Genomic DNA, 18223 nt, shown 5'->3' with positions numbered 1-18223 from the left:
ACAACAGTTCAAGTCAGCTTGAACGTGAGATTCTGCGTGTGTCGCGGAAACTCGATAAGGCCGATGCGCTCCTTCAGAAAGATCAGAAGCTGGCACAGGTGCGAGGACGAGCCCGACACGCGTTTGGTCGCGACCGCTAGTCGCCCGAGCAGGCCACTAAATTTGCACAACCCCAATCATGAGTGGTATTATGGTAAGGTATACACGTAATCGACCAAAGGCAGCGGAAGGGGATTTATCCGCGCGGGTAGGCGACGAAGCGGGCCTTTTGAACGAAGGGCTTGCAGAGGTGACGGGGCGTGGGGGCGCTATGTCAAGTATGGAACTGGATGATATTGCTCGGTATCGGCATCGTGCCTTGTCTTTGGGATTGCCGGAAGATCGCGCTGATGAAGCCATCCGCGTTTGCATCAGATTGCTCAAGCCTTTTGTTGACGCTGCGCATCATGACGGCCCTGTGGAACACGCCCTGAATTCAGCAAAAAATCGTACCGGAACGCAAGCAGAACATGCTATCCTTCCGACCGATATGATAGGCACCATGAGTGCCGCTTTACCGGAGCCAAAGGGCGATAAGGAATAGGCGACGATGACCATAGCAGGCAAGGCCGTAATCTACTGTCGAGTATCGGGTGTGAAGCAGACCACGCGCGGCGACGGCCTTTCGAGCCAGGAGACGCGATGCCGAGAATTCGCGGCGTATCGCGGCTATGACGTTGTCAAGGTCTTCAAGGATGACCTTTCCGGCAGCCTAATCAATCGGCCGGGCATGAAGGCAATGCTCACCTTCCTCAGAAATAGCCGTAAACAACAGCATGTAGTCATCATCGACGACATTTCTCGCTTGGCTCGCGGCCTTGAGGCCCATTTGCAATTGCGCGCCGCGATTGGCAGCGCGGGCGGCGTACTAGAATCCCCGTCTATTGAATTCGGCGAAGATAGCGATTCCCAACTGGTAGAGAATTTGCTGGCGTCGGTGTCACAACATCAGCGCCAGAAGAATGGTGAGCAAACCAAAAACCGGATGCGGGCACGCGCCATGAACGGCTACTCGGTTTTCCCGGCCGTCATTGGATATCGCTTCGAGCGTGTCTCGGGTCGCGGCCGCATGCTGGTGCGTGACGAACCTTATGCAAGCATCATTAAGGAAGCTCTGGAAGGCTATGCGAGTGGGCGTCTAGGCAGCCAGGCTGAAGTCAAGCGCTACCTTGAGGCACAACCGGAGTTTCCCAAGTGCCGCCATGGCTATGTGGTGCCGCAAAGGATCGTGAATATTCTGACTCAGCCCTTGTACGCAGGATATCTGGAAGTCCCGCGCTGGGGCGTGTCGCTGCGCCCGGCACAACATGAGGGGTTGATCAGCTACGAGACCTTCTTGGCCATCCAGGAGCGTCTGGCGGGCAAGGTCAGGCTTCCGGTGCGTGCTGACATCAACATAGACTTCCCTCTGCGTGGTTTCGTTCTTTGCAAAGACTGCCAGCGCCCTCTGACCGCCAATTGGTCGAAAGGGAGCCACGGTCGCTATCCCTACTACATATGCCGCTTCAAGGGGTGCTGTAGCGACGGCAAGTCCATCGGGCGCGATAAGGTCGAGAAAGCCTTTGAAACGCTCCTGAGGTCGCTGGTGCCGACGCAAGAACTACACGAACTGGCCAGTCACATATTCCGCGACTTGTGGGAGCAGAAAGAGGCTGCAAGTCAAACGCGGTCCAAGTCCATGAGGGCGGAACTTTCGCAAATTGATCGCAAGATTGAACAACTCATGGATCACATTGTCGAGTCGGACAGCCGGACGCTGATCAAAGCCTATGAAAAGCGCATAGAAGAATGCGATCAACGCAAGCATGTCCTCAACGAGAAGATCGCAAATTGCGGTCGCCCTCAACGAAGCTATGATGAAACTTTTCGAACGGCCATGGACTTCCTCGGAAGCCCTTGGAAACTTTGGGAATCTAGTCGATTGGAGGACAAGCGAGCAGTGCTCAAACTTGCATTTGAAGACAACCTAGTGTTCGACCGTTTTCACGGCTTTCGAACGCCTGATTTATCTATTCCTTTCAAAGCCCTAAGGGACTTTTCGGGCTGTAACATGGCGATGGCGCACCCAAGAGGATTCGAACCTCTGACCTTTGCCTTCGGAGGGCAACGCTCTATCCAGCTGAGCTATGGGTGCCTGGGCCAAGTCGGGCCGAACGGCGCGGAAACTAAGCGAAAGCCGCGCCGCACTCAACTGATAAAATGCGCAAGGCCGATATTAGGCGATAGGCTTGCGGCCACTGAGGTTTGGAAACCCGGCTAAGGAAGGAGATTGTTGGTGTTGTAATGGCTCCCTCCGTCGGCGACTTCGCGCCGACACCTCCCCCGTTTCGCCCTGCGGGCTCACAAGGGAGGAGAAAGACGTCGTTATTTCACCTTGACCGTTTTGCCGAGTTTCGAGACGCCGTTTTCGTTGAAGGCTTCGACGGCGACATAGTAGGCGACGTCGGCATTGAGCGAGCGCAGGTCGAGCGCACCCGCGCGCGGGTCGTCGGCGAAGACCTGATAGGTCAGGGTCAGGCGGTCCGGGCGGATGCCGAAACGGACATTGTAGCCGATGGCGCCCCTGACCGGTTGCCACGAGACGCGGGCATTGCGCGGATCGGAGTCGCGCACGGCGGCTATGTGTTTCGGTGTCGCCGGCATGGCGCCGCCGGCCGAGCCGAAGACGCGCAGGTCGCTGATGGCCAGATTGGCGGCGCCGACATGGCCGTGGACATAACGGACGTAACGCGCCTGGACCGGGGCCGGCAGCTCGAAATAGGCATTGGGGCGGTCGCGGCGCGGGTCGTCCTCGGTTTTGGCGAGCGGCGACCAGGTTTGGCCGTCGAGCGAGGATTGGAGGGTGAATTCGGTATAGACATCGGGGCCGTCGGCGAAGAGGCCGGATTTATAGTCGGCGAAATTGACCTGGACGGCGCGCAAGGTATCGACCTGGCCGAGATCCATGGTCAGGGTCTCGCCAGGCTTGTTTTCCGCAGCTACCCAGAAGGTGCGCGGGTTTTCGTCGTTGAGATTGTTGGCGTCGAAGGTCTGGTCCGGGTGTTTCGGGTCAGGCGTCACCGCCATGGTCGAGGACGCTACGACAGGTTTGCGGTAGGACAGCAGCATCCAGCCGGTGAACAGGCTGTCGAGGTCGTCGATTTTCGTTGTCGGGATGCGTTGCGGGAAATCGCCGAAGCGAGACGACACGGCCATCTGGCCGTCGGGATAGAACTTCGCCGGCAGCAGATCGATGCGGCGCTCGAAGGTCCAGTTATAGCCGATCCACGGCGTGCCGGTATTCCAGAAATTGCCGTGGACGTCCGCGAAGGTCGAGCCGTGGCCGGCGCCCTGGACGAAGCCGCCGGGCTTATAGGCGATCGGGTTATAGTCGGCATAGATGAACGGCCCGAGCGGCTTGTCGCCGACATAGGTGCCGTTGGCATAGGCGTTATATTCGGTGCCCGGCGCGCCGTATTGCAGATAGTATTTGCCGTCGTGCTTGGTCATCCACGCCCCTTCGATAAAGGGGGTGATAGGCGTGCCGTTGGGCAGGGTGCCGCTGTGGTCCTGGCCGAAGCGTTCCCAGCCGTGGCTTTCCGGGTGAAGTTTGAACAAGGTGGTCGGATGGCCGATGTAGTTCAGGCCCTTGTCGGGATCGAGTTCGATGCCGTAGATCGGATAGACGTTGGACGAATCCCAATAGAGGTACCATTTACCGTCGTCGTCCTTGAGCAGGCCGGGATCCCAGGGGCCCGAGGGAATCTGACCGTACTTGGGTTCCTGGCCTTCGAAGGCCGAGTCGGGCAGTTCGGGTGTGCGGCGGGAGAGGAAGGCGAGCTTGCCTGACGCAGGATCGCTGCTTTCGAGCAGGGCCTGCGGGCGCATGGCCGAGGGCATGATGATGATCTTCTTGCCGTCAGAAATCACGGCCGGGGCGACGATGCTCTGCATCGGCCAGCGCGAGGGCGTGATGAAGGTCCAGGTCATCAGGTCGGTCGAGCGCCAGTAACCGTCGGCCAGGGTCTCGAACAGGTAATAGGCGCCGTCGTGCTGCACCACCGCCGGGTCAGCGCCGGTGCGGTAGGAGATACCGTCTTGCATCTGCTCAAAATTGTAGCGGTAGTCGATGTCGATCGGATTGGCGTAGGTGTGCTGTTCGGCATGGGCGCCGGTAGCGATCAGCAGGGCCGCGACGGAGGTGAGGAACAGGTTTTTCATGGCGTGTTCCATGATCTTAAGAAGTCAAGGTGAAGCGCGCCGAAGTGCCGACGCCCGAGGACGGGGCGATCCAGACGTCGAAATCACCCGGCTCGGCCTCGAACTTCAGTGTTTCCTGAATGAAGGCCAAGTCGGCGCGGGTCAGTTCGAAACTGACCGTTTTGGTCTCGCCGGGGGCCAGGTCGAGGTGCATGATGCCCTTCAGCGACTGGATCGGCTGGGTGATGGTGGCGACCCGGTCGCGGACATAGATCTGCGCAACTTCATGCACCGGGCGGGCGCCGGAATTGGTGACGGTCGCCGTGACGGTGATCTTGCCCTTCCACGGCAGAGTCGCGGAGCTGACCGTCGGATCGCTATAGGCGACGGCGCTATAGCCGATGCCGTGGCCGAAGGGATAGAGGGACTCTGTCGTAACGTCGCGATAGCGCGCCTTGTAGGCGGCATCGTCGGGCGAAAGCTGGGGGCGACCGGTCGTGCGGTGATTGTAGTAGAAGGGTTCCTGGCCGGATTTCTGCGGAAAGCTGACCGGCAGGCGGCCGGACGGGCTGTAATCGCCGAAGAGAAGATCGGCAATGCCGTTCCCGGCTTCGGAGCCGAGGAACCAGGTGGCCATGATGGCGTGGGCGTCGCGGACGGCGCCGTCGAGCGCCAGGGCACGACCGCTGCTGAGCAGGATGACCATCGGCTTGCCGGTGGCGGCGACGGCCTCGGCGACGGCCTGCTGGGCAGCGGGGATGGTGATTTCGCTGCGCGACTGGGCCTCACCGGACATGCTCTCGGACTCGCCGATGCACATCACGACGATGTCGGCGGCTTTTGCGGCGGCGACGGCGGCGTCGATGCCGCCCGGGACAGCCGCGTCGATATCGGAGCCTGGCGCCAGGATCAGGCTGTCGGGATCGGCCAACACGGCGCGCATGCCGGCTTCGACGGTGACTGCGTTATTGGTGTCGGGGAAGACAACCCAGGAGCCACTGAGGTTCTTCTTGTCGGAGGCCAGGGGGCCGATCAGGGCGATCTTCTGCCCGGACTTCTTTAGGGGCAAGGCGCCGTCGTTCTTGATCAGCACACAGGAGCGGCGGGCCGCTTCGCGCGCCAGGGCGACGGTCGCCGGCAGGCGCATCTGGGTCTGTTCGCGGACGAGGTCGAGCGAGCGGTAGGGATTGTCGAACAGGCCGAGTTGCTTCTTGACCCACAGGACGCGGCGGACGGCCTGGTCGAGGACGGCCAGCGGCACTTCCTTCGAGCGGACGAGGTCGGGCAGATATTTCATATAGATGCCGGATTCCATCGACATGTCGCAGCCGGCCATGAGGGCCTTCTTGGCGGCGTCGCGGCCGTCGGCGGCGAAACCGTGCAGGATGAGCTCGTTTTCCGAGGTGTAGTCGGAGACGACGAAGCCGCGGAAGCCCCATTCGCCGCGCAGGATATCGGTCAGCAGATGGTGATTGCCGGTCGAAGGGACGCCCGCGATATCATTGAACGACGACATGACGGTGATGGCGCCGGCGTCGATCGCGGCTCTGAACGGCGGCAAATGGACCTGACGCAAGGTCGTTTCTGGGATGTCGGCGGTGTTGTATTCCATGCCGCCCTGGACGGCGCCATAGGCGGCGAAGTGTTTGAGGCAGGCCAGCATCGAGTCGTTGGCCTTAAGGTCCGGGCCCTGGAAGCCCTGGACGCGGGCGCGGGCGAACTGGCAACCCAGCCAGGTGTCTTCGCCAGCCCCTTCGGCGACACGGCCCCAGCGTTCGTCGCGGGCGATGTCGACCATGGGCGAGAAGGTCCAGTGGATGCCGCGGGCCGTGGCTTCTACGGCGGCGGCGCGGGTGGTGCGCTTCGACAGTTCGGGATCGAAGCTGGCGGCCTCGCCCATCGGCACCGGGAAGATGGTCTTCAGGCCGTGAATGACGTCGGCGCCGAAAATGAGCGGGATGCCGTGGGGCGATTGTTCGACGGCGACCTTTTGCAGGTCGCGACCGCCGGCGACACCCATGCCGTTGAACAGGCCGGTGATGCGGCCCTTGCGGATGTCGGCCAGGACGTCGTCCTTGGTCTTTTGCGTGCCGGCCGGATTGACGTCGGCGCCGTCGACGCGGGTGTGATCGTAATAGAGGCTGAGCTGACCTGCCTTTTCCTCGATCGTCATTTTCGCGATCAGGGCTTCGATGAAGGCATCTTTCGCGGCCGCATAGGCCGGGGCGAAAGACGAGGCAGCGCCGATGACAGCGGCCGTGGAGACGGCGCCCTTGAAAAAATTGCGTCGGGAAAGCGGGAAACGAGTCATGAGACAACCAGGAAATGAGGACAAAAAAAGGGGGAAAACCAGAAGCTTTCCCCCCTCGGTCGTTCAAGCGATATGGAAGTTTAGAACTTGTACTTCAGGCCGACCTGGAAGGTACGCGCCACGCCTTGGGTGGAGTTTTCCTTCATGGCCGGGCCGCCGCCCCAGTTCGAGCCCGCGCCCCAGGCCGAGTAGGCGCGGTTGACGTGGTCGAACAGGTTGTAGACCTGGCCGTCGATGGTGATCACATTGCCGTTCGGCAGGGTGAAGTCCTTGGCCACGCGCATGTCGAGCTGCTGGAAGGCGAGCTTGTCTTCCGGGAAGTAGACGCCGCCGAGGTTGGCGATACAGCAGGCGTTGGGCGGGTTCGGACCGCGGCCGTCGATCGTGCCGAAAGGTTGGCCGGACGCCAGGGTCAGGGTCGCGGAGATCGTGGTATCCCACGGACCGTCGACGATGCCGGTACCGACGAAGCGCATCTTGTCGACACCCAGGGAGTGAGTGTAGCCGAAGACGTTCTGGTTAGCGCCGGCGAAGAATTCGTCCGCGCCCAGTTCCGAACCGTTGGAAACGGAATCAGCCAGTGTCAGTGTGCCGGTATAGCCGTAGTGCGAGGCCTTGCTGTAGGGCTTGTCGACCGTGACGAAGATCGCGTTATAGCGCGACTTGCCGTCATTGGCGCCGATGTTCAGCTTGCCATGATAGCCAGGCAGTTGGCCGGCATCCGGGAAGTTGTCGATGACGTAGCCGTCGCCGAGCGGCGAGAAGCTGCCGTCCGGCATACGGTTGCCGCGGACGTATTGGAAGACGTTGTACGACATGTTGTGCTGGAACGAAACCGACAGGTTGAGGGCGCCGAAACGCTTGCGCACGCCGATGTCGAAATTGTCCGAGAACGGCACCTTGGTGTCGTTGTTGAGCAACCAGACATCGCCGCCGGTGCCGGCCAGGGCCGCACGCAGGGCGTTCGGATCCTTGTAAGAGTCCTGCCACTGGATCATCGAGCCGCTACAGGCCGGGAGGCCGGAAGCGCCACAGAAGAGTCGCGTGGTGATGGCGGAGGCGACGTCCTTGACCGATTCGATCTGGCCCGACAGGAAGGTATCGCGGTCGTAGTAACGGCCAAGGCCGGCGAAGAAGACCAGGTCGCGATCGCCGTTGACATCGTAGGAGATACCGAGACGCGGGGCGAAGGCGCCGGTGAAGGCCTTGCGGTTGCTGCCGGTGGAGACGTAGTCGTGATAGTCGATGCCGGCGGCAACCCAGTTGGTGTAGTGCGACAAGGCGTCGACAATGGGCGCCGGCGTGACGAACTTGTTGTTCATCATGTTCGACTCGTAGTCCCAGCGGATGCCGGCATTGATCGTCAGGTGGTCGTCGACGCTCCAATCGTCCTGAATGAACAGGCCGATCTGATTGTTGTCGGCTTCGAAGGTGGTCGGCGGCAGCAAGTTGAGGACGACCTTCCACGGAATGCTGGACGACGGGTCGGTCGAGGTGCCGGTATAGGTCTGGCCAGCATAGTAGTAACTGCCGTTCATCTGGTTGGATTCGAGGCGCGACAGGGTCGTCTTGGCGTATTTGAAGCCCGCCTTGACGACGTGCGAACCGTGCCAGTCGAACGAGGTAAAGGTGATGTTGTCCTTGAAGGTCCAGATCTTCTGGCCGCTGTCCTGCTCGAACTCCTGAGCCCCCATCAGGGCCTGGTCGCCGCCGTCATAGGTGGCGCAATTCGTATCCTCGTCGGGGACGCAGTTCGGATCGACCTGTTGGCCGCTGACACCGTTGGTGAGGACCAGGCGCGGCCCTTCGGTCAGGTCGGGCGTACCGATCGAGGCGTCCTGATAGGCCAGGCTGGCTTCGTTCAGCCAGCCGTCGCCGCGGTGATTCCACTCGACGAGAGCTTCCTTGGTATCAGCACGGACGTTACGGGCTTCCGACTTGGTCTTGTTACCGCCGAAGTCGATATTGTTGTCTTCCTTGCGGTCGAAGGCGCTGAAATTGACCGTGTCGGCGTCGTTGACGTACCAGGTCAGCTTGCCGAACAGCATGGTTTCCTTGAACGGCGTCGCGAAGCTGCCATTTTCAGCCGCAGCGATGGCCGCAGGAATGGCCGGACCGGACAGGTTGACGGCGGTCGACGGACGGGTGGTGTCGTTGAATTCGCCGGCGACGTAGAAGTGCAGCTTGTTCTTGATGATCGGGCCACCGAGATCGAAGCCGTACTGATAACGCTTGTAGTCAGGCTTCGGATTGGTGCCGTTCGGATTATTGGCCTTGCCCGGACGGTCGAAATAGGGGCGGCCGTACATGTCCTTGTTGGTCAGTTCGGCAAAGAGGTCGCCGTGGAACTCGGAGCCGCCGGTCTTGGTGACGGCGGTGATGATGGCGGCGCCGGACTGTTCGAATTCAGCCTTGAAGTTTTGCGACGAGACCTTGAATTCCTGAACGGCCAACTGCGGGAACGGGTTGCCGGGCGTGAAGGATTGACCGGCGACGCCGCCGTGGCTGGACTGGTTCTTGTAGCTTTGACCATCGATGAAGACGTTGACCTGGTCGGGGCCGATACCGCCGGCCTGGAAGGTCTTGTTGCCGGTGGAGACGCTGACGCCGGGCGCGAGGGCGGCGAAGTTGAGGAAGTTGCGGTCGTTCTGCGGCAGGTTTTCCATCTGCTTTTGCGAAACGCTGGTGGCGATTTCCGAAGTACGGACTTCCTTGTTGCGCCGGCCGATAACCGTGACGGTCGTCGTCGTGGCAGAAGCGTCGAGGTCGAGAGTCGAGGTTTCACCGACCGCCAGATTGATGTCTTCGGCGACCGAACCGGAAGTGACATGGTAGTTGGACGGACGCAGCCCGATGATGATGTAGCTGCCCGAAGCGTCGGCAGTCACGGTCACGGCCTGGCCGGTGACGGTGTCGGTTGCGACAACGGTGCTGCCGGGCGCGGCATGGCCTTGCAAGGTGGCGGTATCGCCGGCCGCCATGGCCGGGGCGGCCATGATAAGGGCGCCGGTCAGGGCAAAGAAGGATGCCCCCAAGGCTAAGCGTAATTTCGACGAACTTTTCATTCTATGTGTTCCTCCCACAATTTGTGTGTAGTGCGCGTTTCAGTTGGCCCGCCCGCCCCGTCTTTGACTTGAGGAGGGTGACTTTGTTCTTGGTCAGGTTTTTCTGCGACTGCTTTCCCGAATGACCAATTCCGGTGAAATAACAATACCTTCGGCGCGATCGCCATCCGGGTCCGCCAGCGCATTGGCCAGCAGTTCCAGGCCCTGGCGACCCAGCTCAAAGACCCCGACACGCAGGGTGCTGAGGGCCGGCGAGGCGAAACGGGCGATCGGCACGTCGTCGAAGCCGACGACCGCGACCTCGTCCGGCGCCTTGATGCCGCATTCCTTGAGGGCGAACAGGGCGCCGACAGCCATCATGTCATTGGCGACGAAAATGCCGTCGGGCATGGGGGCGCCAGCCTTGGATGCTTCGACGATCGCCTTCATGGCGCGGAAGCCGGATTCTTCGACGAAATCGCCTTCGAGGGTGGTAACGTGGCTGACCGAAGCGCCCAGTTCGGCGACGGCGGCGTCGAAGCCGCGCTGACGTTCCTGGGCTTCGAAATTGCTGGCCGGGCCGCTGATATGAGCCAGGCGCGTGCAGCCTTGCTCGACCAGATGCTGGACGGCCAGGCGGCCGCCGCCAAAATTATCGACGCTGATGGCGCCGCGATCGACCTGGCCGATACGGCTGGCGATGGTGACCAGAGGCAGGCTGAGCGGCAGGACGGCGCCCAAATCCTGGGAATCGACGAAGGGCGACATGACGAGCAGGCCGTCGACGCGGCCGGACATTGCCATGATGGCGGCAACGGCTTCGCGAACGTCGCCGTGCGAGCCCGAAACCAGCAGGTGCAGGCCGCGATTGCGCGCCGCCACATCGACGCCGCGGATGATTTCGGAGAAGAATTCGCCGTAGATGTCAGGGAGCAGGAGGCCGATGGTATTGGTGCGGCTCATGGCCAGGGAGCGGGCGCCGCCGTGGGGCACATAGCGTAGTTTCGATGCCGCATCGAGGACGCGGGCACGCACCCCTTCGGCGACATTATCGAGACCATTAATGGCGCGCGACGCCGAGGCGATGGAGACCTCGGCAGCTTTCGCAACGTCTTTTAATGTCGCACCACGCATATTGGCTCCCGTAATATTGGCGCCGGCAAACCGTCACAATCACGCCCGCCAAGGCCGGCAGGGATGACGCAAAAGAGACAGAATCCAGTAGATGTTGCGGCGATACGTAAACGCTTACAGTCACCTTGTCAACACAATTGCAAGCGTTTACAGGCGTGACAGCGTTGTCACTTAAGGACTGTGACAGAGCCAAAATATTTCATAATATCAACGGGTTGAAGAAGCCTTGCCGTGAGGTCAGGCTTTTTCCAGCGTGACCATTTTACATCACCGCCTAGATCACCGGCGCGCGACAAAAACGGGTGATGTAATCCGCGTGTGTCGGCAGCGAATTGGCGATGTCTTCGATGACCTCTTCTATGTCGTGCAGGTAGCTGGCAATTTCACTTTCAGGGATCATATCGACATTGGGATCGTAGCTTTCCACCTTCAGCCCCTGGCCGATCAAAACCTGAACCCAGCTCTCCTCGGCGAACAGTTCCGAGGCGCTGCGCTTGAAGAAGCGGGCCGACGAGCGGAACAGATCGAGCTTGCGATCGAGCGATTCGGGCACCGGCATGTATTTGAGATATTTCCAGAACGGCGTGTCTTCGCGGTTGGTCACCTTGTAGTGGGCGATGATGAAGTCGCGAATATCGCGGTATTCGTCGTCGGTATGACGGTTATATTCGTTGATATCGGTCGCCTTGAAACCTCGCCCCGGAAACAGGCCCAACAGACGCAGGATGCCGGTCTGGATCAGGTGGATACTGGTCGATTCCAGCGGTTCGAGGAAACCACCGGACAGGCCGATAGCGACACAGTTCTTCTCCCAGGCCTTGATGCGTTTGCCCGGGCGGAACTTAACCTGGCGCGGTTCGGCCAAAGCCTTGCCGTCAAGATTGGCGAGCAGGGTCGCCGCGGCTTCGTCGTCGCTGATATAGCCGCTGGAATAGACATGGCCGTTGCCGATGCGGTGTTGCAGCGGAATGCGCCATTGCCAGCCGGCGGTGCGCGCCGTCGAACGCGTGTAGGGCGTCAGGGTCGGCGCGCTTTCGCACGGCACGGCATAGGCGCGGTCGCATAACAGCCACTGATTCCAGTCCTCATAACCGATACCGAGTGCATCGCCGATCAGCAGGCCGCGCATGCCGGAGCAATCGATGAACAGATCGCCGCCGATCTCCTGGCCGTTCTGGAGAACGATCTTGTCGATATAGCCGTTGTCGGGTTTGAGATCGACGCGGGTGATACGGCCTTCGATCCTTTTAACGCCGGCCTGTTCGGCCTTCATGCGCAGGAATTTGGCGTAGAGCGAGGCGTCGAATTGAAAAGCATAGTCGAGGTCACTCGACGGCGGACCTTCATTGGGATTGGGCGGCGAGAAGCGGTTCTTGCGCGCGGCCAGGCAGTTGATGGCGTAGTGGTCGAAATCCTTGAAGCCGCCCTTCGGGAACATCTTCAGCCAGAACTGGTGGGTATGCAGCCACAGGCGGTCGACACCGATCTTGCCGAAGCCGTGGATATAGGTGTGGCCAGGCTCCCGCCAGTCGACGAATTCGATGCCGAGCTTGTAGGTGCCCTGGGTCGCCTTCATGAACTCGGCTTCTTCGAGGCCAAGCATCTGGTTGAAGATCTTGATGGCGGGGATGGTCGCCTCGCCGACGCCGATCGTGCCGATCTCCTCGGATTCGACCAGGGTGATGGCGTATTTGCCCATCAGCAGTTTCGACAACAGGGCGGCCGTCATCCAGCCGGCCGTGCCGCCGCCGACGATGGTGATGGAAGTAATGGGCGGATTGGTCATGGGCGGTCCTGGAAGCGATGAAGTGGTTCAGAAGAGGCTTTCAGACTGTGCGGCCGGCCGCGGGGGGCAAGCTATTGACAGCAAGAACCCCTCACCCGGCAGGCCAAAGCCTGCCACCCTCTCCCCTTGAAAAGGGAGAGGGGGTTGTATGACGTTACAAAGCCCTATCGATACGGATCGAGGTGGCCTTGGCCTGGTCGGGCAGGGTAACCGTCAAGGTGCCCGCCGCGGCGTCGACGACACCGTTCACGACCTTGCCCTTGAGTTTGAGTTTGAGTGTGCCGCCGCCGGTCCAGCCGTGGATGACAACCGAATAGCCCGTCCACCAGGGTTTATAGCTGCCCTGGCGGGCGTCGAAGTTGAGGGTAAGACCGTTGGCGTCGCTTTGGCAGGTGACGTTTTGGCGCAGGAAGACGCCGCGCTTATAGGCGAAGCTGTTGCCGTCGTCGAAATAGAGCGCTCCGCGGCAATCGGCGCCGGGATAGACGGCGAGTTCCAGGGCGCCTACCGGAGTTTCCATCGTGCTTTGCACCAAGGGCTGTTTCGGGATGATGGCGCCCGGCCGCACGAAGACCGGGAGGCGGTCGAGTTGCGGCGTTTCGCTCATCACGTCGCTGTCCAGTGTTTTGCCGGTCCAGTAGTCGTACCAGCCCTTACCCGGCAGGTTGATGCTGTAGGCCGCGGAGGATTCGCCGGTGATCGGGGGCGCCACCAGAAGATCGCCGCCCAACATGAACTGATCCTGGGTGTCGCCGGAACGTTCGCCGTTGCTGCGCGCCAGGGAAGCCGGATATTCAAGAAATACCGGGCGCATGATCGGCAAGCCGTTGCGGCTGTTCTCTTCGGCCAGGCCATAGATATAGGGCATCAGGCGATAGCGTTCCTCGATGTAGCGACGACGGATGGCTTCCTGGTCGGGACCGTGGACCCAAACCTCCTGCGGCGCCTTGTCTTTTTGATAGTGGTCGCGGAAGATGGGATTGAAGGCGCCGACCTCGATCCAGCGCGTCAGAAGCTCGGGTGACGGGGCGTCGCCGGCGAAGCCGCCGATATCGTCGCCGGAATAGGAGAAGCCCGACAGGCCGAGATTGACCAGTTGCGGCACCGACAGCTTGAGGTGGTTCCAGCTCGACGAATTGTCGCCGGTCCAGGTGGCGGCGTAGCGCTGGCCGCCGGCGTAGGAGGCGCGCGTCAGGACGAACGGGCGGGCATCGGGATTGAGTTTCAGCACGCCTTCATAGGTGGCGCGCGAATTCAGCATGCCGTAGACATTGTGCATCTCGGCATGGGTGGCGTCGCGCGGGGTAAAGCCCGGTTCTTCGATGCGGTGGATATTGTCGAGCGGCATGGTCTTGGAGCGGACATTGAAAATGGCCGGCTCATTCATGTCGTTCCAGAAGCCGCCGACGCCCATCTTGACGAAGTCGACATATTGCGTGCCCCACCAGTCGCGCGCCTTGGGGCGGCTGAAATCGGGGAAAACGGCAGGGCCCGGCCATACCGTGCCGACGTAGTCGGTGCCGTTAGCCTGTTTCAGGAAGATGCCCGCCGCCTTGCCCGTGGTATAGGGCGCGTAGCTGCCGTCCTCGATATCGGCGATATGGAGGTCGGTGATCAGCACCAGGTGCATGTTCTCGGCCTTCAGATCCTTGACCAGGCCGGGGAGATCCGGGAAAGCCTCCGTATTGACCGTGAAGGGGCGGTTCTTGATCTGGTAATCGATGTCGAGATAGACGACGTCGGCCGGCACCTTGTCGGTGCGCAGGCGGTCGGCGATACCCTTGGCCTCCGTCTGGGTCATATAGCTCCAGTGCGATTGCTGAAAGCCCAGAGCCCACAGGGGTGTCAGGGGCGCCGTACCGGTCAGATAGGCATAGTCCTCGACCACCGACTTGGGATCCGTGCCGGCCATGACGTAATAGTCGACCGCACCGCCTTCGGCGCCGAAGGAGAAGGCGTCGCGCTCGCTTTTGCCGAAGTCGAAAAAGCTGCGGTAGGTGTTGTCCATGAACAGGCCGAAGCTGTGGCCGGTCTCATCGACGCCCATGATGAAGGGGACCGATTTGTAGATGGGATCGCTGGTCGCGGCGAAGCCGAAGGCGTCGGTGTTCCACAGGCTGAAGGCTTCGCCGCGGCGGTCGAGCGGACCGGTCTTGTCGCCGAGGCCGAAGAAGTGTTCGTCCTCGGGCATGGCCTTGCGCAGGCGAAAGCCGTTATTGTCGAAGTCGGCGGCACGGCCGGGGGCGTCGGCCAGGACGACGTGTCCGTTCTTGTCGGTCACGGTGACGGCCAGGGTCTGTTTATCGACGTGGACAACGACGGCCGAGGTCGACAGGTCGGCGCCGGTGGCGCCGTCGCTGACGTCCAGAGGCACCAGATGGCTGCGCACGTCGGATGATACGGCCCACGAGGCGTTTTCCGGCAAGGCACCCTTGCCCATGCGGACGCGGATGATGTCGGCGCGTGGGGCGCTGACTTCCAGCGTGACGCCGTTCTGGGTGGCGGTATAGGTCGGCTGCGTGGCGGCAAAGGCAGCCGGTGCCAGCAGGCCGAGCGCGGCGGCCAGAACCGCGAAGGAGGTTGCGTGTTTCATCGGTTTCCTCAGGCTTTCAATGCGAAGGTCGCGGGCGTACCGCCGGTGGAGGATGGCGCGATCCAGACGTCGAACTGGCCGGCCTCGGCAGACGGTTTAAGATTGGAGTGGATAAAGGTCAAATCCGCAACGCTGATGGTGAAGCTGACCTCGGTGCTTTGACCGGGATCTAGGTCGAGATGCTTGAAGCCTTTCAGGCGGCGGACCGGCTGGGTCAGGCTGGCGACCTTGTCGTGGATGTAGAGCTGGGCGATTTCGTGCAGCTTGCGCGCGCCGGTATTGGTCACCGTCGTTGTCACGGTGATGGTGCCGGTCCAGCCGAGCGTCGCTGAACTAACCGCCGTATCGCCATAGGAGACGGTGGAATAGGTCAGGCCATGGCCGAAGGGATAAAGCGCGTCATTGGTGACTTCGCGGTAGCGCGCCTTGAAGTTCTTGTCGTCGCTGATCTGCGGCCGGCCGGTATTGCGGTGATTGTAGAAGAAGGGTTCCTGGCCCGAGGCCTGCGGGAAGCTGACCGGCAGGCGGCCCTGGGGCGCATAGTCGCCGAAGACCAGATCGGCGACGGCATGGCCGGTTTCGGAGCCGAGGAACCAGGTGGCGAGGATGGCCGGAGCGTCCTTCACAGCGCCCGTCAGAGCCATGGCGCGGCCGTGCTTGAGCAGGACGACGACGGGTTTGCCGGTGGCGGCGATAGCGGCGGCCAGGTCGAGTTGCGGCTGCGGCACGGAGATGTCGACGCGAGACTGGGCTTCGCCGGACATGTTGGCGGCTTCCCCGATGGCGAGGACGACGATGTCGGCGGCTTTGGCTGCGGTGACTGCGGCGGCGATGCCACCGTCGATCGCGGTCTCGACTTCGGAGCCCTTGACGACGGTGAGATTGTCACCGATCACGGCGCGGAAACCTTCTTCCAGGGTGACGCCCGAGGCGACGTCGGGGAAGACCGACCAGGGCCCGGGCAGGTTATCGCGATCGGCGCCGAACGGGCCGATCAGGGCGATCTTCTTCCCGGTCTTCGGCAAGGGCAGCAAGCCGTTGTCGTTCTTGAGCAGGACACAGGACTTGCGGCCGGCTTCGCGCGCCAGGGCGACGGTTTCGGGGCGGCGGATATCGCTTTGTTCGCGGCTGAGGCTGAGCGAGCGATAGGGATTGTCGAACAGGCCCAGTGCCTTCTTGACCGAGAGGACGCGGCGGACGGCGGTGTCGACCACCGCCATCGAGACCTTGCCGCTTTTAACGAGTTCGGGCAGGTATTTCATATACAGGCCCGACTGCATCGAGATATCGCAGCCGGCCGTGACCGATTTGGCGGTGGCGTCGGCGCCATCGGCGGCAAAGCCGTGCAGGATCAACTCTTCTTCGGAGGTGTAGTCGGAGACGACGAGGCCCTTGAAGCCCCACTCCCCGCGCAGGATGTCGGTGAGGAGATAATGGTTGCCGGTGGAGGGCACGCCGGCGATGTCGTTGAAGCTCGACATGGTCGACAGGGCGCCGGCGTCGAAAGCGGCCTTAAACGGCGGCAGGTGGGTTTCGCGCAGGGTGGTTTCCGGGATGTCGGCGGTGTTGTATTCCATGCCGCCGCCGACCGCGCCATAGGCGGCGAAGTGTTTGGGGCAAGCCAGCATCGAGGTATCGTCCTTCAGGCTTGAGCCCTGAAAGCCCTGGACGCGAGCGACGGCCAGTTGGCAACCGAGATAGGTGTCCTCCCCGGCGCCTTCGGAGACACGGCCCCAGCGTTCGTCGCGGGCGATGTCGACCATGGGGGCGAAGGTCCAGTGAATGCCTTTCGCCGTCGCCTCAAAAGCGGCGGCGCGGGCGGTGCGCATGGCGAGATCCGTGTCGAAGCTCGAGGCTTCACCCAGCGGGATCGGGAAGACCGTCTTCAGGCCGTGGATGATGTCGCCGGCGAAGATCAGCGGGATCTTATGCGGTGATTGTTCGATGGCGACCTTTTGCATTTCGCGGCCGCCGGCGACGCCGATGCCGTTGAACAGGCCGGTCAGCTTGCCCTTGGCGATGTCGGCCAGGACCTGTTCCTTGTTTTGGGCGTCGGCGGGCGTCGGGTTGATCTTGGGGCCGTCGAAGCGCGTCGAGTCGCCGTAGATGCTGAGCTGACCGGCCTTTTCCTCGATCGACATCTTCGCGATCAGGTTTTCGATAAACGGATCGCCGGCCAGCGCACGGTGTTTGGTCTTGGCCAGGGTTGGCGACGCCACCGCGACCATGGCCGCGGCCGATGCGCTCTTGAGCAGGAAGCGGCGGGAAGGATTGAAAACGGTCATATCATCACCTGTAAGGACTAGTTTTTGTGAGAGAGGAGCCACGCATAGAGCTCCGGATTGGCATAGGTGGCGTCCCACGCATTGTGGTTACCACCGGGATAAATCGTATATTTGACATCGACGCCGCAGGTCTTGGCAGCGTCGACAATGGCCTGTTCGTCCTTGATCGGCACGACGTCGTCGATCTCGCCGTGGAAGGCCCAGACATGGTCGCCCTTCATCGTGCAGGGCGTCTTGAGGTTCGAGTAGCCTGAGACAGGGGCGATGGCGGCGAAACGTTTCGGCTCGGTCATGGCCCAGTCCCACGAGCCGCCGCCGCCCAGTGACAGGCCGGTGAGATAGACGCGATGTTTATCGACAGGCAGGCGGGTCTCCAGCACGTCGAGCCAGGCTTTCAAGCGTTGGGGATCCCATTCCTCATCGCGCGGTTGTTGCGGCGCTACGATGATGAAAGGAAAGTCTGGGTGGTCCTTGGCATATTGCCACGGCCCGGGCCCCATGACGGCTGCGACATCGCTGCCGGCCTCGCCGGAGCCATGGAGGAAGATCAGCAGGGGCGCCTTGCCGCCGTGGTAGTCTGCGGGGACGTAAGTCTCGTACTGGATGGAGGTGCCGTCGGCCATGGCGACCGTGCCGGGTGTGGCGCCGGGTGTGAGGTTGGCTTGCGGGAGGGAGGCGCAGGCGGAAAGGGCAAGGGCGGCGAATGTTACGGCGCAGGCGGAAACCGACGGCAGGCCCCCACCGTCATCGACTAGCCCTTCGGGCGTCGCGATGCCACCTCCCCCGTTTCGGCGTGAAGAACGCCTCACAAGGGAGGAGAATATTTTCATGGCCGATGTCATTGCTTTCATC

Annotated in this window: 9 protein-coding genes, 1 tRNA gene and 1 pseudogene; 2 read left to right on the top strand and 9 right to left on the bottom strand. The window is 61.6% G+C overall.

Annotated elements, in window-relative coordinates; all coding sequences use genetic code 11:
- The first annotated feature begins 319 nt into the window (after nucleotides 1-319).
- Together AC1DX3_RS21555 and AC1DX3_RS21550 are read left to right on the top strand one after the other, a co-directional pair.
- Nucleotides 320-583: a hypothetical protein gene (locus AC1DX3_RS21555; RefSeq protein WP_476991408.1), complete on the top strand. Its 264-nt coding sequence runs from the start codon at nucleotides 320-322 to the stop codon at nucleotides 581-583.
- A gap of 6 nt (nucleotides 584-589) precedes the next feature.
- Nucleotides 590-1603: pseudogene (locus tag AC1DX3_RS21550) on the top strand (recombinase family protein); the annotation flags it as partial.
- A 493-nt stretch (nucleotides 1604-2096) separates the two neighbouring features.
- Here the strand turns inward: AC1DX3_RS21550 and AC1DX3_RS21545 are convergent.
- From AC1DX3_RS21545 to AC1DX3_RS21505, 9 genes are all read right to left on the bottom strand, one after another.
- Nucleotides 2097-2173: transfer RNA gene (locus AC1DX3_RS21545), tRNA-Arg, on the bottom strand.
- A 230-nt stretch (nucleotides 2174-2403) separates the two neighbouring features.
- A complete protein-coding gene (locus AC1DX3_RS21540; protein WP_476991407.1) occupies nucleotides 2404-4239 on the bottom strand; it encodes a family 43 glycosylhydrolase in 1836 nt (611 codons plus the stop codon).
- Between the two features lie 16 nt (nucleotides 4240-4255).
- Nucleotides 4256-6529, bottom strand: a complete 2274-nt coding sequence (gene bglX, locus AC1DX3_RS21535; protein WP_476991406.1) for a beta-glucosidase BglX — start codon at nucleotides 6527-6529, stop codon at nucleotides 4256-4258.
- Nucleotides 6530-6609: 80 nt separating this feature from the next.
- Nucleotides 6610-9594, bottom strand: a complete 2985-nt coding sequence (locus AC1DX3_RS21530; protein ID WP_476991405.1) for a TonB-dependent receptor — start codon at nucleotides 9592-9594, stop codon at nucleotides 6610-6612.
- Between the two features lie 93 nt (nucleotides 9595-9687).
- Nucleotides 9688-10707, bottom strand: a complete 1020-nt coding sequence (locus AC1DX3_RS21525) for a LacI family DNA-binding transcriptional regulator (protein WP_476991404.1) — start codon at nucleotides 10705-10707, stop codon at nucleotides 9688-9690.
- Nucleotides 10708-10981: 274 nt separating this feature from the next.
- Nucleotides 10982-12493: a tryptophan halogenase family protein gene (locus AC1DX3_RS21520; protein WP_476991403.1), complete on the bottom strand. Its 1512-nt coding sequence runs from the start codon at nucleotides 12491-12493 to the stop codon at nucleotides 10982-10984.
- 154 nt (nucleotides 12494-12647) lie between these two features.
- On the bottom strand, nucleotides 12648-15086 hold the full coding sequence (locus AC1DX3_RS21515) for a glycoside hydrolase family 31 protein (protein ID WP_476991402.1): 2439 nt from the start codon (nucleotides 15084-15086) through the stop codon (nucleotides 12648-12650).
- An 8-nt stretch (nucleotides 15087-15094) separates the two neighbouring features.
- A complete protein-coding gene (locus AC1DX3_RS21510) occupies nucleotides 15095-17371 on the bottom strand; it encodes a glycoside hydrolase family 3 N-terminal domain-containing protein (protein WP_476991401.1) in 2277 nt (758 codons plus the stop codon).
- 17 nt (nucleotides 17372-17388) lie between these two features.
- Nucleotides 17389-18201: a carboxylesterase family protein gene (locus AC1DX3_RS21505; RefSeq protein WP_476991400.1), complete on the bottom strand. Its 813-nt coding sequence runs from the start codon at nucleotides 18199-18201 to the stop codon at nucleotides 17389-17391.
- Nucleotides 18202-18223: the final 22 nt, after the last annotated feature.

The organism is Asticcacaulis sp. P2_B1 (assembly GCF_056404915.1).
Note: the sequence above shows the minus strand (reverse complement) of the source record. Positions and strands in the feature narration are given on the sequence as shown.

What these genes read in the sequence shown, in the direction of transcription:
- AC1DX3_RS21505 (WP_476991400.1), bottom strand. Translation starts at nt 18,201, where the DNA reads ATGAAAATATTCTCCTCCCTTGTGAGGCGTTCTTCACGCCGAAACGGG.
- AC1DX3_RS21525 (WP_476991404.1), bottom strand. Translation starts at nt 10,707, where the DNA reads ATGCGTGGTGCGACATTAAAAGACGTTGCGAAAGCTGCCGAGGTCTCC.
- AC1DX3_RS21540 (WP_476991407.1), bottom strand. Translation starts at nt 4,239, where the DNA reads ATGAAAAACCTGTTCCTCACCTCCGTCGCGGCCCTGCTGATCGCTACC.
- AC1DX3_RS21555 (WP_476991408.1), top strand. Translation starts at nt 320, where the DNA reads ATGGAACTGGATGATATTGCTCGGTATCGGCATCGTGCCTTGTCTTTG.
- AC1DX3_RS21530 (WP_476991405.1), bottom strand. Translation starts at nt 9,594, where the DNA reads ATGAAAAGTTCGTCGAAATTACGCTTAGCCTTGGGGGCATCCTTCTTT.
- bglX (WP_476991406.1), bottom strand. Translation starts at nt 6,529, where the DNA reads ATGACTCGTTTCCCGCTTTCCCGACGCAATTTTTTCAAGGGCGCCGTC.
- AC1DX3_RS21520 (WP_476991403.1), bottom strand. Translation starts at nt 12,493, where the DNA reads ATGACCAATCCGCCCATTACTTCCATCACCATCGTCGGCGGCGGCACG.
- AC1DX3_RS21515 (WP_476991402.1), bottom strand. Translation starts at nt 15,086, where the DNA reads ATGAAACACGCAACCTCCTTCGCGGTTCTGGCCGCCGCGCTCGGCCTG.
- AC1DX3_RS21510 (WP_476991401.1), bottom strand. Translation starts at nt 17,371, where the DNA reads ATGACCGTTTTCAATCCTTCCCGCCGCTTCCTGCTCAAGAGCGCATCG.